The sequence below is a fragment of the Cellulosimicrobium sp. MI9406 genome, assembly GCF_040595865.1.
Lineage (GTDB): Bacteria > Actinomycetota > Actinomycetes > Actinomycetales > Cellulomonadaceae > Cellulosimicrobium > Cellulosimicrobium funkei.
In genome coordinates this window covers 203783-229189 of record NZ_JALIZI010000005.1, presented here as the reverse complement: position 1 = coordinate 229189, position 25407 = coordinate 203783, and the positions used below count along the sequence as shown (strand labels likewise).

Genomic DNA, 25407 nt, shown 5'->3' with positions numbered 1-25407 from the left:
CCCCGGGAGAGAGGCAGAATCGGTAGCTGTGATTCCTGTCGCCCTTTCCCCGGGCCATCCCCTGACCGACGGCCGCACGGACCGTTCCCCGCTCGTGCAGGCCCTGCGCGCGGGCACGACCGGAAAGCGCCCGGAAATCACACCCGTGTGGTTCATGCGCCAGGCCGGCCGCTCGCTGCCGGAGTACCGCGCCGCGCGCGAGGGCGTGAGCATGCTCGACTCGTGCCTGCGCCCCGACCTCGCGTCCGAGATCACGCTCCAGCCGGTGCGCCGGCACCGCGTGGACGCGGGCATCTTCTTCTCGGACATCGTGGTCCCGCTGCGGCTCGCGGGCGTCGAGGTGGAGATCACGCCGGGCGTCGGCCCCGTCATGGGCCAGGCGTACCGCACGCCCGACGACGTCGCCCGGCTCGTGGAGAGCGAGCTCACCGAGGACGCGCTCGCCCCGATCCGCGAGGCCGTCGCGCTGACCGTCGACGCGCTGGGCACGACGCCCCTCATCGGGTTCGCCGGGGCGCCGTTCACCCTCGCTGCCTACCTCGTGGAGGGTCGGCCGTCGCGCGACCACCTCGCGGCGCGCGCCCTGCTGCGCGGCGACCCGGAGACGTGGCAGCGCCTCGTCGACTGGGCGGCCGACCTCACCGGCACGTTCCTGCGGACGCAGGTCGAGGCGGGCGCGAGCGCGGCGCAGCTCTTCGACTCGTGGGCCGGCTCGCTCTCGCTCGCGGACTACGCGGCCGGCGCCGCCCCGGCGAGCACGCGCGCGCTCACCCACGTCGCGGACCTCGGCGTGCCCGTCGTCCACTTCGGCACGGGCACGGGGCACCTGCTCCCCGCCATGCGCGACGCCGTGACCGCGGCCGGGGTGCAGGACGTCGCGGTGGGCGTCGACTACCGCACGCCGCTCGACGACGCCGCCCGGCTCCTCGCCGAGGGCCACGCCCCCGTGCCGGTGCAGGGCAACATCGACCCCGCGCTGCTCGCCGCGCCGTGGGACGTGCTCGAGGCGCACGTCCGGGACGTCGTGCGCCGCGGGCGCACGGCCCCGGGGCACGTGGTCAACCTCGGCCACGGCGTCCCGCCGGACACCGACCCCGACGTGCTGACGCGCGTCGTCGCGCTCGTCCACGCGCTCGCGGACGACGCTCCCGACGCCGCCACCGAGGAGGCGACCCGACGGTGAGCGCCGAGCCGACGACTCCCCGTCCGTCCGCACCCGCCGCACCGGAAGGGGTCGAGACCGCGGACGCGGTCGTCGTCGGCGCGGGCGTCGCCGGGCTCACCGCCGCGCGGACGCTGCGCGCGCAGGGGCTGCGCGTCGTCGTGCTGGACGCCGCCGAGGCGCCCGGCGGGCCCGTCCGAGGCGGCGACCTGCCCGGCCTCGACGGCGTGCGCGTCGACCTCGGGGCCGAGTCGTTCGCGGCCCGCGGCACGGCCGTCGGCGACCTCGTGCACGAGCTGGGGCTGGACGTCGTCGAGCCGTCGGGCGCGGGCGCGTGGGGCTACGCCGCCGGGCACGCCTACCCCCTGCCGCGCGCGGGCGTCCTCGGCATCCCCGCGGACCCGTGGTCGCGCGACGTGCGCCGCGCCGTCGGCCTCGGCGGGTCGCTGCGCGCGAGCCTCGACCGGGTGCTGCCCCGCCGGTTCACCGACCTGCGGACGCTCGAGACGTTCGCGCGGTCCCGCATGGGGGCGCGCGTGACCGAGCGGCTCGTCGCGCCGGTCGCCTCCGGCGTGCACTCCGCCCCGCTCGACCGGCTGGACGTCGCGGCGGTCGCGCCCGGGCTGCGCGAGGCGTTCGAGCGCGAGGGGTCGCTCGCGCGCGCCGTCGCGTCGATGCGCGCCCTCGCCCCCGCCGGGTCGGCCGTGCGCGGCATCGACGGCGGGATGCACCGGCTCGTCGAGGGGCTCGTCGCGGGAACCGACGTCCGGCTGCGCCACGAGGTCACGGGGATCTCGCGCGCCGCGGCCCCGGACGGCGGCCCCGGGACCTGGCTCGTGCGCGCCGAGACCCCGAGCGGTCCGGTCGACCTCGCCGCGCCGCGCCTCGTCGTGACGACCCCGGCGCTCGTCGACGCGCTCGGCCCGCTCGTCGGGACGGCGGCCGACCTCCTGCCGGACCCGGAGCCCGGCGCGGACGTGCGGCTCGTGACGCTCCTGCTGCGCGCGCCCGAGCTCGACGACGCCCCGCGCGGGACCGGCCTGCTCGTCGCCCCGCCGCACCGCGACGCCGGACGCGCGGCGCCGCCGTCGGACGTCGAGGCCAAGGCGCTCACGCACTCGACCGCCAAGTGGCCCTGGCTGCGCGACCGCGTCCGCGCCGCCGCCGGGCCGGGGCACCACGTGGTGCGCCTGAGCTACGGGCGCATCGGCGCGACGACGGAGCCGGACCTCGACCGCGTCGTCGTGGACGCGTCGCGACTCTTCGGCGTCGACCTGCACGGGCGCGTCCTCGGCCACGTCGTCACGCGGTGGAACGGCGCGCTGCCCCCGCCCACGCCCGCGTTCCGGCGCGAGGTCGCGGCGTTCGTCGCGCGCGTCGACGCCGTGCCCGGGCTGGCCGTGACCGGCGGCTGGATCGCCGGGACGGGGCTCGCGTCGATCGTCGGCCACGCACAGGAATGCGCCCGCGGCCTCGCGGCCGCGGGGTGAGGGAATCCTCACCGGATTGCGCGCCGGAATAGTCCCGAGAATTCCCCGCGAAATGACCTGACACATTGTCCGCAACTTCCTGACCGGCCGTCAGGACCACGTCACTCCCCGCATCATTCCCGCGCTGTGACGTGCACATTTTCGTGGAATGCCGAAGTGGGGAGAGACTGGTTCCGTGAGTCCTGCAGGTACGACGCCCCTCCGCGTGGGCACGCGCGGCAGCGCCCTCGCGACGACCCAGACCGGCCACGTCGCCCGCCGCCTCGAAGAGCTGACCGGCCGCGAGGTCGAGATCGTGCGCATCCGCACCGACGGCGACGTGCTCACCGGCTCGCTCGCCCAGATGGGCGGCACGGGCGTCTTCGTGACCGCGCTCCGCGAGGCGCTGCTCGACGGCCGGTGCGACGTCGCGGTGCACTCCCTCAAGGACCTCCCGACCGAGCCCGCACCGGGGCTCACCGTCGTCACGCCCGAGCGCGAGAACCCGCGCGACGTCCTGTGCGCGCGCGGCGGCCTGACCATCACGACGCTCCGGCGCGGCGCGCGCGTCGGCACCGGGTCGCCGCGGCGCGCCGCGCAGCTCCGGTCCGTCCGCCCCGACCTCGACGTCGTCGACATCCGCGGCAACGTCGACACGCGCCTCGCCCGGGCGCTCGGCGAGGAGGCGGACCTCGACGCCGTCGTGCTCGCGTACGCGGGGCTCGCCCGCCTCGGCCGGCTCGAGGCCGTGTCCGAGGTGATCGACACCGCGATCATGGCGCCCGCCGCCGGGCAGGGCGCGCTCGCCGTCGAGGTACGCACGTCTTCCCTCGACGACCCCGTCCTCGCCCGCGCCCTGCACGACCTCGACCACGAGCCCACGCGGCTCGCCGTGCTCGCCGAGCGCGCGCTCCTCGGCCGGCTCGAGGCCGGGTGCGCGGCCCCCGTCGGCGCGCACGCCGTCGTGGAGGACGGCGACGTGGCGCTGACGGCCGTCGTCGCGCGGGTCGACGGCGCCGAGCAGCTCACGCACTCCGCGCGCGCCGCGCTCCCCCCGAGCACCGGGTCGCTCGCCGCCGCCGCGACCGCCCGGGACGACGTCGCGCGCGGGCTGGGTGCCCGCGTCGCCGACGCGCTCCTCGCCGACGGCGCCGCGCGCCTCGCGCCGCTGCGCGAGACCGGGGCGGGCACCCCTGTCCTCGACGCCCCCGCCGTCGAGGCCCCGGCGACCGACCGCGCCGTGGAGGCTGCCCGCGAGCAGCTCCGCGACGGCGGCTACCGCGGCGCGGCGGAATGAGCCCCGGACCGCTGCGCGACCCGTCGCGGGGACCCGCGCCCGTGGTGCCCTCGCTCCCGGCGCGCGGCAGGGCGGACGCGGTGGACCCTGCGGACCCGGTGGACGCTGGGAACCCCGTGGACGCTGGGGATCCCGTGGACGACCTGGACGCAGCCCGCCGGGCCGACGCGCTCGCCGGTCGGACCGTCCTGGTCCCGCGCGCGCCCGAGCGCGCCGCGGGCCTCGCGGCGACGCTCCGCGACGCGGGCGCCCACGTCCTCGTCAGCCCGGCGATCGAGCGCGCGCCCGTCGAGGACACGGCGCCCGTCGACGGCGCCCTCGCCCGCCTGCTCCACGGCGACTTCGCGTGGGTCGTCGTGACGAGCGTCAACGCGATCGACGAGCTCGTCGCGAGCGCCGCCCGCCAGGGCGTCGACCTCGGCGACGCCGCGCGCCGGGCCCGCTGGGCCGCCGTCGGGCCCGCGACGCGCCGCGCCCTGGAGGCGGTCGGCGTCACCGTCGAGCTCGAGCCCGACGAGAACTCCGCCCGCGGCCTCGTCGCCGCGTTCGCCGCCCTCCCCCTGTCGGACCAGGCCTCTACCTCGGCGGACCGCGGCTCTACCTCGGGGAACCAGGGCTCTACCTCGGGGGACCAGGGCTCTACCTCGCGAGGTAGAGGTGTGGTCCTGCTGCCGCAGGGGGACCTCGCCGCGCCGACGATGCACGACGGCCTGCACGACCTCGGGTACGTCCCGCACGTCGTCACCGTCTACCGCACCGTCACGCACACGCTCGCGCCGGACGTCGTCGCGGCGTGGCGCGCGGGCGCGGTGGACGCCGTCGTGCTCACCTCGGGGAGCGTCGCGCGCGAGGTCGCGCGGCAGCTCGGCCCGCGCGACGACGTCGTGGGCGTCGCGATCGGCGACCCGACCGCCCGGGCCGCGCGCGACGTCGGGCTGCGGCTCGATGCCGTCGCGAAGCGCCCGACCGACGCCGCGCTGGCCGCCGCGCTCGTCGGCGCGCTCGCCACCACCGGTCCCTCCACCCGCACGACCGCCGAGCCCGACGACCCGGCCGCTCCCCCGGCCGCCGGCACGACCGGCGTCGACCCGACCTCTGAAGGAGACCCCTCGTGACCCACCAGCTCCCCGTCGGGCACCACCGGCCGCGCCGCCTGCGCACGAGCCCGCGCGTGCGTCGGCTCGTCAGCGAGACGCGCGTGCACGCGTCCGACCTCGTGCTCCCCCTGTTCGTCAAGGAGGGCCTCGACGCCCCGCGCCCCATCTCGTCGATGCCGGGCGTCGTGCAGCACACCGAGGCGACGCTCGCGGACGCCGTGCGCGACGCCGCGCGCGCCGGAGTCGGCGGCGTCATGCTCTTCGGCATCCCGGCCGAGCGCGACGCGACCGGCACGCAGGCGGACGCCGAGGACGGGATCCTGCAGCGCGGCATCCGGATCGCGGTCGAGGCGGCGCGCGAGCACCCGGGCGGCGGGCCCGTCGTCATGGCGGACACGTGCCTCGACGAGTTCACCGACCACGGGCACTGCGGCGTGCTGGCCGAGGGCCGGGACGGGGGCGTCGTCGTCGACAACGACGAGACGCTCGACCGCTACGCCTCGATGGCCGTCGCGCAGGCGCGGGCGGGCGCGGACGTCGTCGCGCCGTCGGGCATGATGGACGGCCAGGTCGCCGTGATCCGCGAGGCGCTCGACGCCGCCGGGTTCGACGACGTCGGCATCCTCGCGTACTCCGCGAAGTACGCGAGCGCGTTCTACGGGCCGTTCCGCGAGGCCGTGGACTCGGCGCTCCAGGGCGACCGCCGCACCTACCAGATGGACGCGGGCAACGCCCGGGAGGGCCTGCGCGAGGCCGACCTCGACCTCGCCGAGGGCGCGGACATGGTCATGGTGAAGCCCGCCGGGTCATACCTCGACGTGCTTGCGGCGGTCGCGGAGATGTCGGCGGTGCCCGTCGCGGCGTACCAGGTGTCGGGCGAGTACGCGATGATCGAGGCGGCCGCGGCGAACGGCTGGATCGACCGGCGCGCCGCCGTCACGGAGTCGGTGCTCGGCATCAAGCGCGCCGGCGCGGACGTGATCCTCACCTACTGGGCGACGGAGCTCGCGGGCTGGCTGGACGAGAACGACGGAAGGACGCGGGCATGACGGACACGGGCGGTTTCGGGACGGCGGAGGCCGTGCAGGCGCAGGACGCGGCGCTGTTCGGCGCGCCGGGCGCGGGCGGGGCGGACAACCACGCCGCGTTCGTGCGCGCGCAGGGCGTGCTCCCGGGCGGCGTCAGCTCGCCCGTGCGCGCCTACGGGTCCGTGGGCGGCGACCCGCGGTTCCTCGCCTCGGCGCGCGGCCCGTACGTGACCGACGTCGCGGGCCGCGAGTACGTCGACCTCGTGTGCTCGTGGGGCCCGGCCCTGCTCGGGCACGCGCACCCCGACGTCGTCGCCGCGGTCCAGGAGGCGGCGGCCCGCGGGCTGTCGTTCGGCGCGCCGACGCTCGGCGAGGTCGAGCTCGGGGAGGAGATCCGCCGTCGGGTGCCCGCCGCGGAGCGCGTGCGCCTCGTGTCCACGGGCACGGAGGCCACGATGACCGCGATCCGCCTCGCGCGCGGCGTGACCGGGCGCGACGTCGTCGTGAAGTTCGCCGGCTGCTACCACGGGCACGTGGACGCGCTGCTCGCCGAGGCGGGGTCCGGCGTCGCGACGCTCGCCCTGCCCGGCTCGGCCGGGGTCACCGAGGCGACGGCGGCCGAGACGCTCGTGCTCCCGTACAACGACCTCGCGGCCGTCGAGGCGGCGTTCGCGGAGCGCGGATCCGAGATCGCGGCCGTCATCACCGAGGCGTCGCCCGCGAACATGGGCGTCGTCCCGCCCGCGGAGGGCTTCAACGAGGGCCTGCGCCGCATCACGGCGGCGCACGGCGCGCTGCTGATCCTCGACGAGGTGCTCACGGGCTTCCGCGTCGGGCCGAGCGGCTGGTGGGGCCTCGAGAACGCGGTGCTGCGCGGCCAGGGCACGGACGGCTACACGCCCGACCTGTTCACCTTCGGCAAGGTCGTGGGCGGCGGGATGCCCGTCGCCGCGGTCGGCGGACCGGCGAGCGTCATGGACCAGCTCGCACCGCTCGGCCCCGTCTACCAGGCGGGCACGCTCTCGGGGAACCCCGTCGCGGTCGCGGCGGGCCTCGCGACGCTGCGGCTCGCCGACGAGACGGTGTACGCGCGCGTGGACGAGGTCGCGGGCGTGCTGTCGGCGGCGGTGAGCTCCGCGCTCGACGCCGCGGGCGTGCCGCACCGCGTGCAGCGCGCGGGCTCCCTGTTCTCCGTGATGTTCGGCGAGCTCGCCGCGACCTCAGGGGTTCGCGACTACGCGCAGGCCCAGGCGCAGGAGACGTTCCGGTACCGCGCGTTCTTCCACGCGATGCTCGACGCCGGGGTCAGCCTGCCGCCGTCAGTGTTCGAGGCGTGGTTCGTCTCGGCCGCCCACGACGACACCGCCGTCGCCCGCATCCTCGACGCGTTCCCCGCCGCCGCCCGCGCGGCCGCGGAGGCCCGCCCCGCCTGACGCGTCCGGCCGGAGCATCCCACCCGCCGAGCACGGGGTTGCTGTCGTCCTGACGCTCAGAACGACAGCAACCCCGTGGTCGGCGGGGGTCAGTACGTGCCGGGTGCTGCCGCGCGTCCGGCCTGTCGGCCGAGCGAGCGGATCTGGACGCCGAACGCGATGAGCATGACGCCCCAGACGATCGCGAAGAGCGCGAGCAGCCACACGATCGACACCAGGCCGGCGTTGACGTTGAACAGCACGAGCAGACCGAAGACGATGCCGAGCAGGCCGGCGACGACGCCCCAGCCCCACCCGCTCCCGGGCACCTTGCGCAGGTCGAGGCTCGCGACCGTCTGGAACAGGCCGTAGACCACGGCCCAGAACCCGACGATCCAGGTGAGCACGATCGCGGTCTTGCCCGGCCACACGAGCAGCACGACGCCGACCGCGAGGCTCAGGACGCCCATCGTCACGAGGAGCGCGGTGCCGCTGCCCGTGCCGCGGCGCCGGACGCCCTCGACGATCTCGACGATGCCGTCGACGACGGCGAAGATGCCGATCACCCAGATGACGACGGCCGCCGTCTTGTCCGGCCACGCGAGCGCGATGATGCCGAAGAGGATGGCGAGCACGCCGCGGATCACCGGCCAGTACCAGACCTGCTTCGCGGTGCGCGAGAAGGCGGTGAGGATCGGGTCCTGGATCGTCATGGTCACTCCCCTGCCGAGGTGACGGGCCGGCTCCCGACGGCCTGGGCCCGGGCGCCTCCCGCTTCGCCTCCATGGAACACCCGGCGGTGCCGCGTGTCGCGGCGAACCGCGCGTCTCGCCCGTCCGGGGTGACCCGGGCAGCGGGCCGGGTCGTGCCGCTCAGGCGCGCGCGGGGTGCGGCGCGAGGGCCGGCGAGGGCGCGCGCCGTCGTCGGCCTCGCCAGACGACGAGCGCCGCGAGCGCGAGCACGCCGGCGAACGCGAGGACGGGCCCGGCGAAGAACGGCCCGATCCGCTTCTCGGCGACCACGGCGTACGTCGGGGTGAAGGCGACGTCCGCGGCGGCGGGGGCGAAGGAGAAGTCGGAGACGATCTGCGTCGCCGGCGCGGTGAACACCTGCTCGTGGGCCGTGACGAAGCCGCCGGCGGCGAGCAGCGCGGCGAGCTCCTGCGACGTGACGTCCGCCGGGTCGAGCCGTCCGGCGAAGCGCACGGTCGGCTCCTGCGCCTCGGCGGTCGGGTCGACGCGGTCGACGCGGTGGTCGGCCAGGACGTACGTGCGCGTGCTCTGGGTGTCCTCCGCGACGGCGGACATGCGCATGGGGTAGACGAGCGAGCCGCTCGGGAACGTGACCCGGAGCGGCTGGAGCGTGCCGTCGAACGCGGCCGCCTCCTCGGGCGCGAGCCGGGCCGCGACGAACGACCAGCCCTCGCCGACGTAGGGGGCGAGGGCCGTCCGGATCGTCTCGGGGAGCTGGAACCCGCGCTCGGTGAGCCAGGCGTCGAGCGCGCCGGCGTCGCTCGCGCCGAGCGTCGTGACGTCGAGCGGCCCAAGGCGGACCTCCTCGAGCACCGTGACGCCCGCGCCCGCCACGGCGTCCGCCCCGCTCCCGAAGCCGAGCTCGGGCCACCACCGGGTGTCGGAGACGACGGCGCGCGGCTGGGTGAGCTCGTCGAGCTCGCGGAACACCTGCGGGTCGGCGAGCGCGACCTCCGCCGGTGCGGGCGTGGGCAGCAGCAGGCCGACCTCGGGCGCGTTCGACAGCGTGGAGAGCTCGACGAGCATCGTCTCGGTGGTCCCGTCCCACTGGAGGACCGCGGTCTCGTGGGAGACCGCCGTGTCGTACGCGGGCCCGTCGACGAGGCCGCCGCACGCGCACGCGCCCGCGGGCGGTGCCGCGACGACGCCCGTCCCCGCGAGCGCGACCGACACCACCGCCACGCGCAGCGCGCGTCGTGCTCCGGCTCCCGTGCCCATGCTTGGGAGGGTAGGTGCGCACCCGGGGCACCGCGCGGCGGGCGACGAATCGTGATCCCGTCGTGACGGCGTCGTGATCGGCCGTCAGCCGACGGCGGCGCTCACCCCGAGGTGCACGACGACGCCCAGCACGAGCGCCCAGGCGGCGACCGCCACGACTCCCCACGCGAAGACGCGGGCGCGCGGAGCCCCGAACCCGACCATCGCCGCGGCGGTGACGTGGCTCGGCAGGAGCAGCGGCCCGAGGAGGCTGACGCCGGGCACGCCGTAGCGGTCGAACACCTGCCGCATCCGCTGGCGCTTGGGCGTGGTCTCGACGGTCCGTCCGCGCGTGATCCCGCTGCGCGCGGCACCGATGACCCAGACGACCAGGGCGAGCGCGATCGCGTTGCCGACGATCGCGACCGGGATGGCGACGAACGGGTTGACGCCCGCCACGACCCCGAGGACCGCCGCGCCCTCGGCCTCGACGTAGGGGATCGCGCCGGCGAGCAGGACCCCGACCCAGCGCAGGAAGGGCGGCAGGCCCTGCGTGAGGTCCTGGAGCCCGGTGACGATGTCGGTCATGGTGCGCCTCTCGTTGGTGGTGCCTCCAGCCTCGCGCCGGTACGGCGCCTGCGGCAGTGCGGCCCGTCACCGGACGGGGTGGAGTCCTCACCCCACGGGCATGACACGTGTCACGGCCCAGGAGGCGTTCGCCGAGCCTCCCCGCGGATACCTCACGGGGGTATGATGGGGCGTACCCTGACGGGGTATCACCGCCGCACCACCCGCGCGGCGGGCGCGCTATCGCGTCCTGGACGAGGAGGAGAGCATGACCGACACGACCGAGGCGACGGCCGTCGAGCAGGAGCAGGCGGTCCACACCGGTCCGCACGGCTACGCGTCCGACAAGGAGGCGTACCTCAAGCGCATGCGCCGCATCGAGGGCCAGGTGCGCGGCATCGCCCGCATGATCGACGAGGACGTCTACTGCATCGACATCCTCACGCAGGTCTCCGCCGTCACCAAGGCGCTCCAGGCCGTGAGCATCGGCCTCGTCGAGGACCACCTGGGCCACTGCGTCGTGGACGCGGCCCGCCAGTCGGAGGCGGAGGGCGCGGCCAAGGTCAAGGAGGCCGCCGACGCCATCGCCCGCCTCGTCCGCAGCTGACCACCCCACCACCCGAGGAGCACCATGAGCACCGTCACGACCCTGGGCGTCACCGGCATGACCTGCGGCAACTGCGTCGCCCACGTCACGAAGGACCTCGAGGCCGTCGCCGGCGTCGAGAACGTGAGCGTCGAGCTCCGCGTCGGCAGCACGTCCGAGGTCACGGTCTTCTCCGACGACCCGCTCGACGAGGCCGCGCTGCGCGAGGCCGTCGACGAGGCCGGGTACGAGGTCGCGTCGGTCGAGGTCCAGCAGGACGCGCTCGCCGCCCAGTACGCCGAGCAGGCGGCCGACAAGCAGGAGGCGCACGACTGCGCGTGCGGCTGCGGCACCGAGCCCGCCGCCGACGCCGCCCCCGCGACGAAGACGTACGACCTTCAGGTCCCGCCCCGCGCCTGACCGTCCCCGGTCCGCACCTCCCCGGTGCCCGACGGCGGGACGCGCCTCGACCGCACGAGGCCGCGACCGTCGTCGGGCACCCCGGGTCCCGGTCGCCACCGCGACCCCCGACCCCCCGCGCGCACGAGCAGCGCCGCGCACGCCGCGACGGCCACCACGCCGGACCACCGCGGCGACCTCGCCCCGCACCCCGTCGAGGAGCCCCACCGATGACCGCACAGCCCGCGCCCACGCCGACCGCCGCACCCGGCGGAGCCGCGGAGGCCCGGCCCGTCGCCGAGGTCGACCTCGCGATCGGCGGCATGACGTGCGCGTCGTGCGTCGCGCGCGTCGAGAAGCGCCTCAACCGCGTCGAGGGCGTCACCGCGACGGTCAACCTCCCGCTGGAGACCGCGCACGTCGTCCTCGCGGCCGACGTCACCGACGCCGACCTCGTCGAAGCCGTCGAGAAGGCCGGCTACACGGCCCGCGTCACGACCCGCCGCGCAGCCGCCACGGCCGACCGGGGCACTCCCCCGGCGGATCAGGGCGAGACGACCGCCGTAGCGACCGCCGAGGCGGCGGTGCGGCCGGAGGACCCGGAGGCGGGCCCGCGCACCTCCGCCGACCCCGCCACCGAGCCGGCCCCCGCCATCGAGCCCGACCGCGCCGTCGGGCCTGACCGCGCCACCGCCGCACCCGACGACGGCGCCGTCCCGACCGACCGCGGCGCCGTGCTGGCGCAGCGCCTGCGCGTCGCGGCGGTGCTCACCGTGCCGGTCGTCGCGCTGTCGATGGTCCCGGCGCTGCAGTTCACCGGCTGGCAGTGGGTCGTCGCGGCGCTCTCGCTGCCCGTCGTCACGTGGGCCGCGTGGCCGTTCCACGCGGCGGCGTTCCGCGCGGCCCGGCACGGCGCGTCGACGATGGACACGCTCGTGTCGCTCGGCGTGGTCGCCGCGACGCTCTGGTCGCTGTGGGCGCTGCTGCTGGGCGGCGCCGGCGCGCTCGGGATGCGCATGGAGCCGACGCTCGTCCCGTCGCGCGGCCACGCGGGCGCCGCGCCCGAGCTCTACTTCGAGGTCGCGGCCGTCGTCACGACGTTCCTGCTCGCGGGCCGGTACGCCGAGCACCGCTCGAAGCGGCGCGCGGGCGACGCGCTGCGGTCGCTGCTCGCGCTGGGCGCGAAGGACGCGGAGCGCGTGCTGCTCGCCCCCGACGGCACCCCGCGCACCGGGCCCGACGGCGCGCGCGTCACCGAGCGCGTGCCCGTCGCCGACCTCGCGGTGGGCGACGTGTTCCTCGTGCGGCCGGGCGACAAGGTCGCGACGGACGGCGTCGTGCTGGAGGGGTCGAGCGCCGTCGACACGTCGCTGCTCACGGGCGAGCCGGTGCCGGTCGACGTCGGACCCGGCGACGCCGTGACCGGCGCGACGGTGAACGCGGCGGGCGCGCTGCTGGTGCGGGCGACGCGCGTGGGCGAGGAGACGACGCTCGCGCAGATCGGCCGCCTCGTCACGCAGGCCCAGACGGGCAAGGCGCCGGTGCAGCGGCTCGCGGACCGTATCTCCGCGGTGTTCGTGCCGGTCGTGCTCGTGCTCGCGGTGGGGACCCTGGCCGCGTGGCTCCTCGCGGGCGCCGGGACGCAGCTCGCGTTCACCGCCGCGGTCGCGGTCCTCATCATCGCGTGCCCGTGCGCGCTGGGGCTCGCGACGCCGACGGCCCTGCTCGTCGGCACGGGCCGGGGCGCGCAGCTCGGCGTCCTCATCAAGGGCCCGGAGATCCTCGAGTCGACGCGCCGCGTCGACACGGTGGTGCTCGACAAGACGGGCACGGTCACCCAGGGCGCGATGGCGCTCGAGGCGGTCGTCACGCCGTCGGGCCGCGCGCCGCTCGACAGGCTCGTGGCCGACGACCCCGCGGCTGCGGACGCGCGCGACGCCCTGCGCCACGCGGGCGCGGTCGAGGCCCTCAGCGAGCACCCGATCGCGCGCGCGATCACCACGGCCGCGCGCGACCTGCCCGCGGGCGCCCCGGCGTCGGACGACGGTCCCCGGGTCGGGGCCGACGGCGTCGCGGTGGGCTCGCTGCAGGCGTTCGACTTCCGCAGCGCCCCGGGCGGCGGGGTCGAGGCCGTCGTCCGGACCGCGCACTCGGGTCTCTCGCTGGGCGCCGACGGGGCGGGGCTCACCGCGCGCCGAGTGCTCGTCGGGCAGCCCGCGTGGCTCGCGCGCGAGGGCGTGACCCCGGAGCCGGCCCTCGACGACGCGTTCGCGGCGGCCGAGGCGTCGGGGGCGAGCGCCGTCGTCGTCGCGTGGGACGGCCGGGCGCGCGCGGTGCTCGTGCTGCGCGACCCGGTGAAGCCCACGTCGGCCGAGGCCGTGCGCGAGCTCCGGGAGCTCGGCCTGCGGCCGTACCTGCTCACGGGCGACGGCGAGGGCGCGGCCCTCGAGGCGGCGCGCGCCGTCGGCATCGCGGAGACGGACGTCGTCGCGCGCGTCCTCCCCGACGAGAAGGTCGACGTCGTGGCCCGGCTCCAGCGCGAGGGCCGCGTCGTCGCGATGGTCGGGGACGGCGTCAACGACGCCGCCGCGCTCGCGACGGCCGACCTCGGGCTCGCGATGGGGACCGGCACCGACGTCGCGATCGAGGCGAGCGACCTCACGCTCGTCCGCGGCGACCTGCGCAGCGCGGCGACCGCGATCCGGCTGTCGCGCCGCACTCTGCGCGTCATCCAGCAGAACCTCTTCTGGGCCTTCGCCTACAACGTGGCGGCGATCCCGCTCGCCGCGGCCGGCCTGCTCAACCCGATGATCGCGGGCGCGGCGATGGCCGCGAGCTCGGTGCTCGTCGTCGGCAACTCCCTCCGCCTCCGCCGCGCTGCCTGACACTCGTCGACGGGATCGCCCGGCGAGCACGGGATCCGCGACCGGAATCGCTCGGATCCGGTCGCTGATCCCGTGCTCGGCGGGAGGGGTGGACGGAGTCCCAGGGTCAGCGGAAGCGGCGGCCCTCGTCGCGGCGGTAGGCGCCGACCGCGAGGACGGCGAACAGCACCGTCCAGCCGAGGAGCACGAACCACGCGGCGCCGTACGCCGGCTCGCCCGTGAGGGCCTGGACGAGCAGGTCGCGGCCCGCGCGGGTCGGGGTGGCCTTCGAGATCGCGTCGAGCCAGTCGGGGAAGAGGAACGGGGGCAGGAACAGGCCGCCCGCGAACGCGAGCGGGAAGAGGATCACCTGCACGACCGGGAGCGCCGCCTTGGCCGACAGCGAGTAGCCGATCGCCATGCCGAGCAGCACGAACGGCACGGACACGAGCAGCACCGTCCCGACGCCCGCGAGCAGCTGGGTCGCGGTGACGCTCGCGTCGGTGAACAGCCAGCCGATGAGGATGAGCGGCACGAGGCCGAACAACGAGAAGATCCCGCCGTTGAGCACGCGCGCCGCCATGCGCGGCGCGGGCCCCGCGGGCAGCGTGCGGACGAACGGGTCGAACGGCAGCTGCCGGTCCTCCGCGACGCCGAGCCCGTACGTGAACAGGCTCGCCGAGCAGATCGCGAACAGACCGAGCGACGCGACGGCCATGGTCGCCGCCACCGGGTCCTGGGCCACGGCCTTCTGCGGCACGACGAAGAAGAACATCGCGAGCGCCGGGAACAGCAGGTTGCCGAGCACCGCGACGGGGACGCGCACGGTCTCGAGGAACTGGTACTTGAGGTGCAGCCACGTGAGGCGCAGCGGCCCGGGCAGCGTCGCCGTCCGCGGGGTGGTGGTCGTGGTGGTCATCGGGCCCGTGCCTCCGTCGTCGGGGCCGCGCCGCGCGCGACCATCTGCTCGAACGCCTCCTCGAGGCTCGCCCCCCGGATCTCGAGGTCGTGGAAGTCGACGCCCGAGGTGACGAGCTCGCGCACGAGCGCGTCGGCGTCGGGCGTGTACAGCTCCTGGCGGCCGTCGCCGAGGCGGTCGGCCCGCACGACGCCCGGACGGTCGCGCAGGTCGACGGCCGACCCGACGACGACGCGCCGCAGGGACACGCGCCGCAGGATCGCGTCGAGCGAGTCGTCGGCCTTCACGACGCCCTGGTCGATGACGACGACGCGCTGCGCGAGCGCCTGCACCTCCTCGAGGTAGTGGCTCGTGAGCAGCACCGTCCCGCCGCCCGCGTGGTACGCGCGGATCGCGTCCCACAGCGCCTGCCGCGCGCCGACGTCGAGGCCCGTCGTCGGCTCGTCGAGCAGCACGACGCGCGGGCGGCCCACGAGCGAGAGCGCGACGGCGAGGCGGCGCTTCTGCCCGCCGGACATCGCGCCCGTCTGGCGGCCCGCGAGCTCGGTGAGGCCGAACTGCTCGAGCAGCTCCGCCGTCGGGACCGGGTCGGGGTAGTGGCCGCCGACGAAGTCCACGACCTCCCGCACCTTGAGCGTCGCGGGCAGGCCCGTCTCCTGCGGCGTGAGGCCGAGGCCGACGCGGCTGCGCGCGTCGCGCGGGTCGCCCCCGAGGAGCCGCACCGTCCCGGAGTCGGGCCGTCGCTGCCCGCTGACCAGGGACAGCAGCGTCGACTTCCCGGCGCCGTTCGGGCCGAGCAGCCCGACGAGCTCACCACCCCCGACGGTGAGGGAGACGTCGTCGAGCGCGACGACCGCGCCGAAGCGACGCGTCACGCGGTCGACGGCGACCACGGGCGGGGTGCGGTCCGTGCCCGACGGCGCGGGCTCGGCTCGGGCGGTCCGGACCGGGCCGGTGCGCGGGGCGCGCTCGGTGCGCTCGTCGCTCATGGTCGGGCTCCCTTCAGGAGGGCGTCGAGGGCGGTCGTGTAGTCCTCGAAGGCGACGCGACCGCGGGCGGTGAGGGACAGGTAGGTGGCGGGCGTGCGGCCCTCGTGCGTCTTGGTGACGGTCACGTAGCCGGCGTCCTCGAGCTTGCGCAGGTGCGTCGAGAGGTTGCCCGCGGTCATGTCGAGGAGCTTCTGGAGCTTGGGGAAGGACAGCTCGTCGCCCGTCGGGAGGGTGGCGAGCGTCGCGACCACGCGCAGCCGCGCGGGCGCGTGGATGACGGGGTCGAGCTCGGTCTCAGGCATCGGCCGCACCCTTCGCCGGCCGGGCGGGCACGGGGCGGGACGCGCGCCGCCGTCGGCGGACGCGCACGACCTGCTCGATCCCGGCCATGACGAGGAAGCCGCCACCGCCCGCGAGCGCCATGACGAGGTAGGTGAGCGGCAGCCCGGCGAACGTCGCGACGGCCGCGGTGAGGAGGATCCACACCCCGAGGACGAACAGCCCGCGGTCACCGAACGCGGCGGCGCCGCCGAGGTAGAGGAGGCCGACGACGACGCACGCGAACGCGTTGCTCGCGAGCGCCATGACCTCCTCGGACGCCCCGGCGCGGGCCAGCCCGCCGAGCACCAGGCCGAAGCAGACGAACCCGAGCATCCACGACCACCCGTACATCGCCCCGGTGCGGGCGCTCACGCCGCGCGTCCCGGCGGTGCGCGTGACGCTGTGGACGATCGTGAACGCGACGGCGGCCGCGATGAGGCTGAAGAAGACCCAGAAGGCCCACGGCTCGGGCTGGGCGCCCATGACCTGGCCGGCGCCGCTCGTGACGCGGACCGTCGCGGTCCCGTCCGCGACCCGGACCGCGCTCGTCCACAGGCACAGGTAGCCGACGAGCCACGCGACGCCCCACGCGAGGAACAGCAGCCGGGAGTCGGGCTCAGTCGCCTGGCGCGCGCGCTCCTGCTGCTCGCGGATGAGGCGGAGCGTCTCGGCGGCGCCGAGGGACGGCTCGTCGGGCTCGCCGACGGCTCCGTCGTGGACGGTGTCGCCGTGGTTGGTCGTCATGGCGGCCTCTCGGTGGTGCGGGACGTTCCGGAAACTACTTTGCTCTGCAAACCTGTTTGTAGGTTCCCACACGCGGGCGCCGTCGCGCAAGACCCGCGGGACGGATGGCGGCGCTCCTCCGAAATGTGATATCACTTTGCTATACACGACGCGGCGCCGCCGCAGGAGAGGACGACCACCGTGACCGAGAGCGCAGCACCCCCGCAGGAGTCCGTCGGCGGCGAACCGACCGGCCGCCCCGTCGGCCACGACGGCACGCGCGTCGACGTCACCGAGCGTCCCGCCTGGTCCCTCGGCGCGGGCGGCGCGGCCGCCGTCATCGCGCTGAGCATCGTCCTGCTCCTCGGCGGCACGGGGCTCGTCGTGGCCGCCGCGGCGGAGGCCGGCAACCCCGCCGTGCTCATCACGCTCGGCGTCCTCGCGTTCCTCGCGGGCGTGCTCGTCCCGACCGGCGTCGCCGTCATCAACCCCGGCGAGACGGTCGTCGTCCAGTTCTTCGGCCGCTACCTGGGCACCGTCCGCACCACGGGTCTCGTCGCGACGGTGCCGCTCAGCACCCGCCGCCGCGTGTCCGTGCGCGTCCGGAACTTCGAGACGAGCGAGCTCAAGGTCAACGACGCCGACGGCAACCCCATCAACATCGCCGCGATCGTCGTGTGGCAGGTCGCCGACACCGCCAAGGCGTCGTTCGCGGTCGAGGACTACGACGACTTCGTCGTGGTCCAGGCCGAGTCCGCGCTGCGCCACGTCGCGATGTCCCACCCCTACGACGACGCCGAGGCCGGCGAGGAGTCGCTGCGCGGCGCGACGGAGGTCGTCTCGGCCGAGATCGCGGCGGAGGTCGCGGAGCGCGTCGTCGTGGCGGGCGTCGAGGTCATCGAGGCGCGCATCTCCAACCTCGCGTACGCGCCCGAGATCGCGCAGGCGATGCTCCAGCGCCAGCAGGCCGGGGCGATCATCGCGGCACGCTCGCGCATCGTCGAGGGGGCGGTGTCCATGGTCGAGGACGCCCTGTCCCGCCTCGAGGCCGAGGACATCGTCACGCTCGACGACGAGCGCCGCGCGACGATGGTCTCCAACCTCCTCGTGGTGCTCTGCGGCGACAGCCGCGTGACGCCCGTCGTCAACACGGGGTCCCTGTACCAGTGACGCCCGTCGGGCCCACGCCGCCCGAGAAGCGCGACGCGCCCGACGACGGCGACCAGCCGTCGTCGGGCCGCGGCGTGCCCGCGGGGGAGCCGGCCACGCCGGAGGGCGACGCACCCTCGCCGGGCGAGCAGGCGTCGTCGGGCACGGGCACAGCGCAGCGGCCACAGCGCAAGTCGGTCCTCCTGCGCCTCGACCCCGCCGTGCACGACGCCCTCGCCCGCTGGGCCGGCGACGACCTGCGCAGCGTCAACGCGCAGATCGAGATGCTCCTGCGCCGAGCGCTCGACGACGCCGGCCGCCTCCCCCGCGACGTCCGCCCACCCCGCCGCCCGGGCCGCCCACCCCGCCAATAGCCCCCCACCCGCCGAGCACGGGGTCCGCGACCGCTCTCGCCCCGATCCGGTCGCGGATCGCGTGCTCGCGGGGCGCTCCGACCGTGGTCGGCGGACAGGTTCCGTCCAGGAGGCACCGAGGTGGGTTCCGGTGACCGGTGCTATAACCGGACGGTGCCCGACTTGACCGCTCCCGGCTCCCCCGCCGCGCCCGTGCCCGGCCCGACGGCCGCCGTCGTGCCCGGCACCGCCGACGGCGCTCCCGCGCGCCCGGACCGCGCCACGCGCCGTCGTATCGGCGCGGAGATCTGGATCGTGCTCGGGCTCAGCCTCGGCAAGTCCGCGGTCTACGCGATCATCAACATCGTCGCGCGGCTCACCGCCGGGACCCCGCTCGGCGAGCAGTCCGCGAGCCTCAACGTGAGCCGGTCGGCCCGCCCGTACCTCGACCTCACCTACCAGCTCGTCGGGATCTTCTTCGCCGTGCTGCCCGTCGCGCTCGCGCTCTACCTGCTCAGCGCGCGCGGCCGCTCCGCCGTCCGTGCCATCGGGCTCGACGGCGCCCGGCCCCTGCGCGACGTCGGCTGGGGGTTCGCCCTCGCCGCGGCCATCGGGATCCCCGGCCTGGGGTTCTACGCGCTCGGGCGTGTCCTCGGCATCACGGTCGAGGTCCAGGCGTCGGCGCTCAACGCCGCGTGGTGGACGGTGCCCGTGCTCATCCTCGCCGCGCTGCAGAACGGCCTGCTCGAGGAGGTCATCGCGGTCGGTTACCTGTTCGAGCGCACGCGCGACCTCGGGTGGGGCCGCGTGAAGTTCGTCGTGTGGAGCTCGCTCCTGCGCGGGTCCTACCACCTGTACCAGGGGTTCGGACCGTTCCTCGGGAACGTCGTCATGGGCGTCGTGTTCTCGTGGTTCTACACGTCCCGCTGGGGCCGGCACCGCGTCATGCCGCTCGTGATCGCGCACACCCTGCTCGACGTCGTCGCGTTCGTCGGGTACGCGCTCCTGCCCCTGGAGTGGAAGCAGTCCCTGGGCCTCGCGTGACGCCCGCCCGCCGAGGGAGAGCCAGACCACGGCTCTACCTCGGCGGACCACGGCTCTCCCTCGACAGACCAGGGTTCTCCCCCGACGGGCCGGGGCGTCAGGCGCCGCGGAGGGCGCGGAGCTGCTCGCGGCGCTCCGCCTGGAGCACCGGGTCGGGCACGGGCAGGGACGCGAGGAGACGCTGCGTGTACTCCTCGCGCGGGCTGCCCAGCACCTCGGCGCCCGTGCCCTCCTCGACCAGCCGCCCGCGGTAGAGCACCGCGATGCGGTCGGAGAGCAGGTCCACGACGGCGAGGTCGTGCGACACGAACAGGCTCGCGAAGCCGAGCTCGCGCTGGAGCTCGGCGAACAGCTCCAGCACGCGCGCCTGCACGGAGACGTCGAGCGCCGACGTCGGCTCGTCGGCCACGAGCAGCTCCGGGTCGAGCGCGAGGGCCCGGGCGAGCGACGCGCGCTGGCGCTGCCCGCCGGAGAGCTCGTGCGGGAACCGGTCGCCGTACGACCGCGGGAGCTGCACGGCCTCCAGGAGCTCGTCGACCCGCCCGCGCGCCGCCTGGGGCGACTCCGCGCGCCCGTGCACGACGAGCGGCTCCGCGACGCAGTCCGCGATCGTGAGCAGCGGGTTGAAGCTCGTCGCGGGGTCCTGGAACACGAACCCGATGCGCGGCCGCACGGGGCGCAGCTCGCGCTCCCTCACGCCGTTCATCTCGACGCCGAGCACGCGCAGCGACCCGCCCGTCACCCGGGTGAGGCCGGCGACGGCGCGCGCGAACGTCGTCTTGCCGGAGCCGGACTCGCCCACGAGGCCGAGCACCTCGCCGGGCCGGATGGTGAGCGAGACGTCGTCGACCGCGGTGAAGCCGGGACGGCGCAGGCGGCCCGGGTAGGTGACGGTCAGTCCCTGCGCGGCCACCACGGGCTCCGCGTCCGCCCACCCGGCGTCGCGGGCCGACGCGCGGGCCTCGGCCCTCGCGGTCCCCTCGCCGACGCGCGGCACGGAGTCGAGCAGCGCGCGCGTGTACGCGGCCTGCGGGGCGGCGAAGAGCTCGCGCGCGGGCGCCTGCTCGACGACCTTCCCCTGGTACATGACCGCGACCCGGTCGGCGAGGTCCGCGACGACGCCCATGTTGTGCGTGATGAGCACGATGGCCGTGCCGAACTCGTCGCGGCACCGGCGCAGGAGGTCGAGGATCTCGGCCTGGACGGTCACGTCGAGCGCGGTCGTGGGCTCGTCGGCGACGATGAGCCCCGGGTCGAGCACGAGGGCCATGGCGATGACGATGCGCTGCTTCTGCCCGCCGGAGAACTGGTGCGGGTAGTGGTCGACGCGCGTCTCCGGGTCGGGGATGCCGACGCGCCGCAGCACGTCGACCGCGCGCCGGCGCGCCTCGCGCCGCGTCACCTTCGTGTGCGCGCGGATGCCCTCGACGATCTGCCAGCCCACCGTGTACACGGGGTTGAGCGCGGCAGAAGGCTCCTGGAAGACCATCGCGACGTCGGTCCCGCGGACCTGGCGCAGCCGCTCCCCGCCCAGCGTCACGACGTCGTGGTCGGCCGTCCCGGCCTTGTTCGTCAGCACGACGGCGCCGCGCGCCGTCGCGGTCGACGGCAGCAGGCCGAGGATCGTCTTCGCGGTCACCGTCTTGCCGGAGCCCGACTCGCCGACGACGGCCAGCACCTCCCCGGGCGCGACCTCCAGGTCGACGCCGTCGACGGCGCGCACCGCCCCGGCGTCGGTCGCGAACGACACCGCGAGGTCGCGGATCGTCACGACGGGGCGTGCGGCGTCACCGCTCTCGCGGCGGGTCGTCTCGGTCACGGCGCTCATCGCCGGTCCTCCGTCTCGTCGTGGGGTGCGTCCGCCGGAGCAGGCGCAGGACCGGCCGCGGGGCCTGCCGCCGGACCTGTCGGAGGGCCGTCGTCCGGCGTGCCGCCGGGCCGCCCGTCGAGCCCGACGGCGTCGGGGTCGCGCTGCCCGGGGACGGCGGCGAGCTCGTCGGAGCGCGAGCCCGCGCCCTCGATCGCGTCGAGGCCGCCGGGGCCGGCGGTGAGCGTGCCGCCCGGCACGACCGACGTCTCCGCGACGTCGCCCGACACCTCGGCGGACGCGCGGCGGGAGCGCAGCCGCGGGTCGGCGAGGTCGTTGAGGCTCTCGCCGACGAGCGTGATGCCGAGCACCACGAGCACGATCGCGAGGCCCGGGAAGAGCGCGGTCCACCAGATGCCGCTCGTCACGTCGGACACGGCCTTGTTGAGGTCGTAGCCCCACTCGGCGGCCGCCGTCGGCTCGATGCCGAACCCGAGGAACCCGAGCCCGGCGAGCGTGAGGATCGCCTCGGACGCGTTGAGCGTGACGATGAGCGGCAGCGTGCGGGTCGAGTTCCGCAGGACGTGGCGCACCATGATGCGCCGGTGCGGCGTGCCGAGCACGCGCGCCGAGTCGACGAACGCCTCGCCCTTGATCCGCACGACCTCCGCGCGCGTGACGCGGAAGTACTGCGGCACGAACACCACGGTGATCGAGAAGGCCGCGGCGAGGATGCCGCCCCACATGCTCGACTGGCCGCCGGAGATGACGATCGCCATGAGGATCGCGAGGAGCAGGGACGGGAACGCGTAGATCGCGTCGCAGACCACGACGAGCAGGCGGTCGGCCCAGCCGCCGAAGTACCCGGAGACGAGCCCGAGCAGCACCCCGACGACGATCGAGGCGAGGATCGCCACGACGATGACGAGGAGCGCCGTCTGCGCGCCCCAGATGACGCGCGACAGGACGTCGTAGCCGCCGACGGTCGTGCCGAGCAGGTGCTCGGCCGACGGCGGCTGCTGCGCGCCGAACGGCCCGTCCGCGGTGCGGAGCTGGCTGTACCCGTAGGGGGCGAGCACGGGCGCGAGCGCGGCGGTGAGCAGGAAGAGGCCCGTGATGACGAGGCCCGTGACGAGCATGCCGCGCTGCAGCCCGACGCTCTGCCGGAGCTGGTGGACGACGGGCAGGCGCTTCCACCACGCGACGCGCCCGCGCTCGGGGACGACGACGGGGACGGGGCCCCCGGTGCCCGGACCGGCCGGGACGACGGTCTCCGCGACCATGTCAGTACCTCACCCTCGGGTCGATGAGCGCCGCGATGATGTCGACGAGGAAGTTCGTGACCGCGACGATCACGGCCATGAGCACGACGATCCCCTGCACGGCGACGAAGTCGCGCGCCTGGAGATACTCGGCGAGCTGGAAGCCGAGCCCCTTCCACTCGAACGTCGTCTCGGTGAGCACGGCGCCCGCGAGGAGCATCGCGACCTGGAGCCCGATGACGGTGATGATGGGGATGAGCGCGGGGCGCCACGCGTGCGCGCGCACGAGCCGGGACTCGCGCACGCCGCGCGACCGCGCCGCGACCACGTAGTCGGTCGAGAGCGTCCCGATGACGTTGGTGCGCACGAGCCGCAGGAACACGCCCGCCGTGAGCAGCCCGAGCGCGAGCGCCGGGAGCACGGCGTGCTGGAGCACGTCGCCGACGATCGCCGGGTCGCCCGTCCGGATCGCGTCGATCAGGTAGAAGCCGGTCGGGTCGTCGAGGAACTGCAGCTCGATCTCCGCGTCGGTGGACGCGCGCCCGGACACGGGCAGCCAGCCGAGCCACACCGAGAAGACGAGCTTGAGCATGAGGCCGGCGAAGAACACGGGCGTCGCGTAGGCGAGGATCGCGGAGACGCGCAGGATCGCGTCGGGCACGCGGTCGCGCAGGTAGCCCGCGAGCATGCCCAGCGGGATGCCGACGACGAACGCGACGAGCAGGGCGTAGACCGCGAGCTCGAGCGTCGCGGTGCCGTACGTCGCGAGCACCTCGGTGACGGGACGGTTGTCGCTGATCGTCGTGCCGAAGTCGCCGCGCACGATGCCGCCGAGGTACTCGAGGTACTGCACGACCACCGGGCGGTCGTACCCGGCCTCGTGGATGCGCTCGGCGAGCTGGTCCGGCGTGAGCCGTCCGCCGAGCGCGGCGGTGATCGGGTCGCCCGTGGCCCGCATGACCACGAAGACCGTGGTCACGAGGATGAAGACCGTCGGGATGATGAGCAGCGCGCGGACCAGGATGTAGCTCCCGAGCCCGCCGCCGCGACGGCGGGTCGTGCGTGGGGTGCGCACCCGCCCCGTGCCGCCGGGGTCGCGGGGCGCGTCCTCGCCGACGGGCACGTCGGTGGTGGTGGTCGTCATGTCGTCTCTTCCTCAGGTGCCCGGGCGTCGGCGTGGTCGCCGGTCCGGACGAGCGGTGCCCGGCCCTCCCCGCGGGTCGCGCGGGGAGGGCCGGGCGGCTGGGGCAGCTGCCGGTCAGCCCTTGGACAGCGCCGCGTAGCGGAACTTGAAGGACGGGTCCAGCGTGTCCTCGGCCCCCTCCACGTCCGTCCCGACGACCGCGACCTGCGCGCCCTGGAGGTACGGGAGCGTGGACAGGTCCGCCGCGACCTTGCTCTGGATCTCCTCGATGAGCGCGGTGCGCTCGTCGGCGTCGGGCGTCGCCGCCTGCTGGAGGATGAGGTCGTTGACCTCCTGGTTGGCGTAGTGGTTCACCAGGAAGTTCTCCGTGAGGAAGAACGGCGTGAGGTAGTTGTCCGCGTCGGAGTAGTCCGGGAACCAGCCGAGCTGGTAGGCCGGGTAGACGTCGGACGTGCGCTCCTTGGCGTACGTGACCCACTCGGTGGTCTGCAGGTTGACCGTGAAGAGGCCGTCCTTCTCGAGCTGGTCCTTGATGAGCGCGTACTCGTCGGCCGACGACGGGCCGTAGTGGTCGTTCGAGTACTGCAGGTTGAGCGTCACGGGCGTCTCGACGCCCGCGTCGGCCAGGAGCTGCTGCGCCTTCGCGGCGTCGGGCTTGCCCGCGCCGTCGCCGTACATCTCCTTGAGCGGCTCGGCGGCGCCGGTCAGCCCCGCGGGCACGTAGGAGTACAGCGGGGTGTAGGTGCCCTTGTAGACCTGGTCCGAGAGCTCGTCGCGGTCGATGAGCGACGCGGCGGCCTGGCGCACGGCCAGCGCCTTGGCCGGGTCGGCCTCCGGCGTCTTCGCACCGAACGGCTGGGTGTCGAAGTTGAACGTGATGTAGCGGATCTCGCCGCCGGGGCCGTCCACGACCTTGACGTCGTCGTTGCCGCGCAGGTCCTCGATGTCCGTCGCGGACAGGCTGCGCCACGCGACGTCGATCTTGCCCTGCTGGATCTCGAGCTTCATGTTCGACGCCTCGGCGAAGTACTTCACCGCGACCTTGTCGGTCTTCGCCGGGCCGAGGAGGCCCTCGTAGCCGTCGTACGCCTCGTAGGAGACGAGCTCGTTGAACTTGTAGCCCGTGATCGTGTACTGGCCGGCGAACGCCTTGCCGTCGACGATGTCCTGGTCCGAGGTGAGCGCGTCGGCCGCGAAGACGTCCTCGTCGACGATCGGGCCCGCCGGGCTGGACAGGATCTGCGGGAAGAGCTGGTCGTTCTCGCTCTTCAGGTGGAAGACGACGGTCGTGTCGTCGGGCGCCTCGACGCTGTCGAGGTTGTAGAGCAGCGACGCAGGCCCGTTCTCGTCGTTGATCGCGACCTGGCGGTCGAACGAGAACTTCACGTCGGACGACGTGAGGTCGTTGCCGTTGGCCCACTTGAGGCCCGGCTTGAGCTTGACCGTGTACTCGGTCGGCGAGGTGAACTCGGCCGACTCCGCGATGTCGGGCTCGACGTCGGGGCTGCCGTACGGGGTGTTCATGAGGAACGGGAAGACCTGGTTCATCACGGCGAACGAGCCGTTGTCGTACGAGCCGGCCGGGTCGAGCACCGTGACCTTGTCGGTGGTGCCGATGACGAGCGAGCCGCTCGCCGAACCGCCGCCGTCCCCGTCGCCCTCGCCGTCGCTCGAGCCACCGCCGCACGCGGTCAGGGTCAGCGTCACCGCCGTGATGCCGGCGGCCGCGGCGAGGAGCCGCTTCCTGGACACCGCTGTCATGTGTCTACCTCTTTCTCGGGTTTCTCGGGGTGCGAGACACCGGTGGCGCGACCTTGCACGCACCAGGACCCCGACCTGTCGGCGGAGTGCCGTGATTTCTAGCAC

Annotated in this window: 22 protein-coding genes and 1 pseudogene; 12 read left to right on the top strand and 11 right to left on the bottom strand. The window is 75.2% G+C overall.

Translation table 11 applies throughout. The features are described from left to right. The first annotated feature begins 28 nt into the window (after positions 1–28). The 6 genes from hemE (at position 29) to hemL (ending at position 7486) form a co-directional block, all read left to right on the top strand. A complete protein-coding gene (gene hemE, locus MT994_RS11275; protein ID WP_354806304.1) occupies positions 29–1183 on the top strand; it encodes a uroporphyrinogen decarboxylase in 1155 nt (384 codons plus the stop codon). After that, on the top strand, positions 1180–2652 hold the full coding sequence (locus MT994_RS11270) for an FAD-dependent oxidoreductase (RefSeq protein WP_354806303.1): 1473 nt from the start codon (positions 1180–1182) through the stop codon (positions 2650–2652). The genes hemE and MT994_RS11270 overlap by 4 nt, the downstream gene beginning before the upstream one ends. 175 nt (positions 2653–2827) lie before the next feature. Next, positions 2828–3928: a hydroxymethylbilane synthase gene (hemC, locus tag MT994_RS11265; RefSeq protein ID WP_354806302.1), complete on the top strand. Its 1101-nt coding sequence runs from the start codon at positions 2828–2830 to the stop codon at positions 3926–3928. A gap of 134 nt (positions 3929–4062) precedes the next feature. Next, the gene (locus tag MT994_RS11260; protein WP_354806301.1) at positions 4063–5043 is read left to right on the top strand and encodes a uroporphyrinogen-III synthase; all 981 of its coding nucleotides are present in this window, start codon (positions 4063–4065) and stop codon (positions 5041–5043) included. Beyond that, complete coding sequence (hemB, locus tag MT994_RS11255) at positions 5040–6074, top strand: porphobilinogen synthase (RefSeq protein ID WP_354806299.1); 1035 nt, start codon at positions 5040–5042, stop codon at positions 6072–6074. Before MT994_RS11260 ends, hemB begins: the two co-directional genes overlap by 4 nt. Then, complete coding sequence (gene hemL / locus MT994_RS11250; RefSeq protein ID WP_354806298.1) at positions 6071–7486, top strand: glutamate-1-semialdehyde 2,1-aminomutase; 1416 nt, start codon at positions 6071–6073, stop codon at positions 7484–7486. The genes hemB and hemL overlap by 4 nt, the downstream gene beginning before the upstream one ends. A gap of 89 nt (positions 7487–7575) precedes the next feature. On the opposite strand, the gene MT994_RS11245 is transcribed toward hemL, so the two are convergent. From MT994_RS11245 to MT994_RS11235, 3 genes are all read right to left on the bottom strand, one after another. Continuing rightward, positions 7576–8178: an HdeD family acid-resistance protein gene (locus tag MT994_RS11245; protein ID WP_034654883.1), complete on the bottom strand. Its 603-nt coding sequence runs from the start codon at positions 8176–8178 to the stop codon at positions 7576–7578. Positions 8179–8337: 159 nt separating this feature from the next. Next, positions 8338–9435 (bottom strand): DUF2330 domain-containing protein, encoded by a 1098-nt coding sequence (locus tag MT994_RS11240; protein ID WP_354806296.1) that lies wholly within the window; start codon positions 9433–9435, stop codon positions 8338–8340. An 84-nt stretch (positions 9436–9519) separates the two neighbouring features. Next, a complete protein-coding gene (locus MT994_RS11235; RefSeq protein ID WP_076403897.1) occupies positions 9520–10002 on the bottom strand; it encodes a hypothetical protein in 483 nt (160 codons plus the stop codon). A gap of 247 nt (positions 10003–10249) precedes the next feature. Here MT994_RS11235 and MT994_RS11230 point away from each other — a divergent pair, with 247 nt between their 5' ends. From MT994_RS11230 to MT994_RS11220, 3 genes are all read left to right on the top strand, one after another. Then, positions 10250–10588, top strand: coding sequence for a metal-sensitive transcriptional regulator (locus MT994_RS11230; protein WP_021483344.1), 339 nt, complete (start codon positions 10250–10252; stop codon positions 10586–10588). Positions 10589–10612: 24 nt separating this feature from the next. Then, positions 10613–10987 carry a heavy-metal-associated domain-containing protein gene (locus MT994_RS11225; RefSeq protein WP_021483343.1) on the top strand — a complete coding sequence of 125 codons (375 nt, stop codon included), beginning with the start codon at positions 10613–10615 and terminating at the stop codon, positions 10985–10987. 209 nt (positions 10988–11196) lie between these two features. Further along, on the top strand, positions 11197–13851 hold the full coding sequence (locus tag MT994_RS11220; RefSeq protein ID WP_354806294.1) for a heavy metal translocating P-type ATPase: 2655 nt from the start codon (positions 11197–11199) through the stop codon (positions 13849–13851). Between the two features lie 106 nt (positions 13852–13957). Here the strand turns inward: MT994_RS11220 and MT994_RS11215 are convergent, their stop codons facing one another. From MT994_RS11215 to MT994_RS11200, 4 genes are read right to left on the bottom strand one after another with little or no spacing between them, the layout of a single operon-like run. Next, positions 13958–14749, bottom strand: a complete 792-nt coding sequence (locus tag MT994_RS11215) for an ABC transporter permease (RefSeq protein ID WP_061267065.1) — start codon at positions 14747–14749, stop codon at positions 13958–13960. Further along, entirely contained in the window at positions 14746–15738 is a 993-nt protein-coding gene (locus MT994_RS11210; RefSeq protein ID WP_083711332.1) for an ABC transporter ATP-binding protein, read from the bottom strand. The genes MT994_RS11215 and MT994_RS11210 overlap by 4 nt, the downstream gene beginning before the upstream one ends. Then, positions 15735–16040 (bottom strand): transcriptional regulator, encoded by a 306-nt coding sequence (locus tag MT994_RS11205; protein WP_021482836.1) that lies wholly within the window; start codon positions 16038–16040, stop codon positions 15735–15737. The genes MT994_RS11210 and MT994_RS11205 overlap by 4 nt, the downstream gene beginning before the upstream one ends. After that, positions 16033–16803 carry a hypothetical protein gene (locus tag MT994_RS11200; RefSeq protein WP_354806293.1) on the bottom strand — a complete coding sequence of 257 codons (771 nt, stop codon included), beginning with the start codon at positions 16801–16803 and terminating at the stop codon, positions 16033–16035. Before MT994_RS11200 ends, MT994_RS11205 begins: the two co-directional genes overlap by 8 nt. A 180-nt stretch (positions 16804–16983) precedes the next feature. Between MT994_RS11200 and MT994_RS11195 the strand changes: the two genes are divergently transcribed. From MT994_RS11195 to MT994_RS11185, 3 genes are all read left to right on the top strand, one after another. Next, on the top strand, positions 16984–17952 hold the full coding sequence (locus tag MT994_RS11195; protein WP_021482834.1) for an SPFH domain-containing protein: 969 nt from the start codon (positions 16984–16986) through the stop codon (positions 17950–17952). Beyond that, positions 17949–18305, top strand: a complete 357-nt coding sequence (locus MT994_RS11190; RefSeq protein WP_354806291.1) for a hypothetical protein — start codon at positions 17949–17951, stop codon at positions 18303–18305. Before MT994_RS11195 ends, MT994_RS11190 begins: the two co-directional genes overlap by 4 nt. Positions 18306–18521: 216 nt before the next feature. Next, the gene (locus MT994_RS11185) at positions 18522–19328 is read left to right on the top strand and encodes a CPBP family intramembrane glutamic endopeptidase (protein ID WP_233139820.1); all 807 of its coding nucleotides are present in this window, start codon (positions 18522–18524) and stop codon (positions 19326–19328) included. A gap of 97 nt (positions 19329–19425) precedes the next feature. On the opposite strand, the gene MT994_RS11180 is transcribed toward MT994_RS11185, so the two are convergent. From MT994_RS11180 to MT994_RS11165, 4 genes and pseudogenes are all read right to left on the bottom strand, one after another. Further along, positions 19426–21156, bottom strand: a complete 1731-nt coding sequence (locus tag MT994_RS11180) for an ABC transporter ATP-binding protein (protein WP_354806290.1) — start codon at positions 21154–21156, stop codon at positions 19426–19428. 281 nt (positions 21157–21437) lie between these two features. After that, positions 21438–22418 (bottom strand): annotated as a pseudogene (locus MT994_RS11175) (ABC transporter permease); the annotation flags it as partial. A gap of 1 nt (position 22419) precedes the next feature. Further along, positions 22420–23541, bottom strand: coding sequence for an ABC transporter permease (locus tag MT994_RS11170; protein WP_081600020.1), 1122 nt, complete (start codon positions 23539–23541; stop codon positions 22420–22422). A gap of 114 nt (positions 23542–23655) precedes the next feature. Beyond that, positions 23656–25302, bottom strand: coding sequence for an ABC transporter substrate-binding protein (locus MT994_RS11165; RefSeq protein ID WP_085386786.1), 1647 nt, complete (start codon positions 25300–25302; stop codon positions 23656–23658). Positions 25303–25407: the final 105 nt, after the last annotated feature.

Coding starts and splice junctions, on each gene's coding strand:
- hemL (WP_354806298.1), top strand. CDS start 6,071: ATGACGGACACGGGCGGTTTCGGGACGGCGGAGGCCGTGCAGGCGCAG.
- MT994_RS11245 (WP_034654883.1), bottom strand. CDS start 8,178: ATGACGATCCAGGACCCGATCCTCACCGCCTTCTCGCGCACCGCGAAG.
- MT994_RS11240 (WP_354806296.1), bottom strand. CDS start 9,435: ATGGGCACGGGAGCCGGAGCACGACGCGCGCTGCGCGTGGCGGTGGTG.
- MT994_RS11235 (WP_076403897.1), bottom strand. CDS start 10,002: ATGACCGACATCGTCACCGGGCTCCAGGACCTCACGCAGGGCCTGCCG.
- MT994_RS11230 (WP_021483344.1), top strand. CDS start 10,250: ATGACCGACACGACCGAGGCGACGGCCGTCGAGCAGGAGCAGGCGGTC.
- MT994_RS11225 (WP_021483343.1), top strand. CDS start 10,613: ATGAGCACCGTCACGACCCTGGGCGTCACCGGCATGACCTGCGGCAAC.
- MT994_RS11220 (WP_354806294.1), top strand. CDS start 11,197: ATGACCGCACAGCCCGCGCCCACGCCGACCGCCGCACCCGGCGGAGCC.
- MT994_RS11215 (WP_061267065.1), bottom strand. CDS start 14,749: ATGACCACCACGACCACCACCCCGCGGACGGCGACGCTGCCCGGGCCG.
- MT994_RS11210 (WP_083711332.1), bottom strand. CDS start 15,738: ATGAGCGACGAGCGCACCGAGCGCGCCCCGCGCACCGGCCCGGTCCGG.
- MT994_RS11205 (WP_021482836.1), bottom strand. CDS start 16,040: ATGCCTGAGACCGAGCTCGACCCCGTCATCCACGCGCCCGCGCGGCTG.
- MT994_RS11200 (WP_354806293.1), bottom strand. CDS start 16,803: ATGACGACCAACCACGGCGACACCGTCCACGACGGAGCCGTCGGCGAG.
- MT994_RS11180 (WP_354806290.1), bottom strand. CDS start 21,156: ATGAGCGCCGTGACCGAGACGACCCGCCGCGAGAGCGGTGACGCCGCA.
- MT994_RS11170 (WP_081600020.1), bottom strand. CDS start 23,541: ATGACGACCACCACCACCGACGTGCCCGTCGGCGAGGACGCGCCCCGC.
- MT994_RS11165 (WP_085386786.1), bottom strand. CDS start 25,302: ATGACAGCGGTGTCCAGGAAGCGGCTCCTCGCCGCGGCCGCCGGCATC.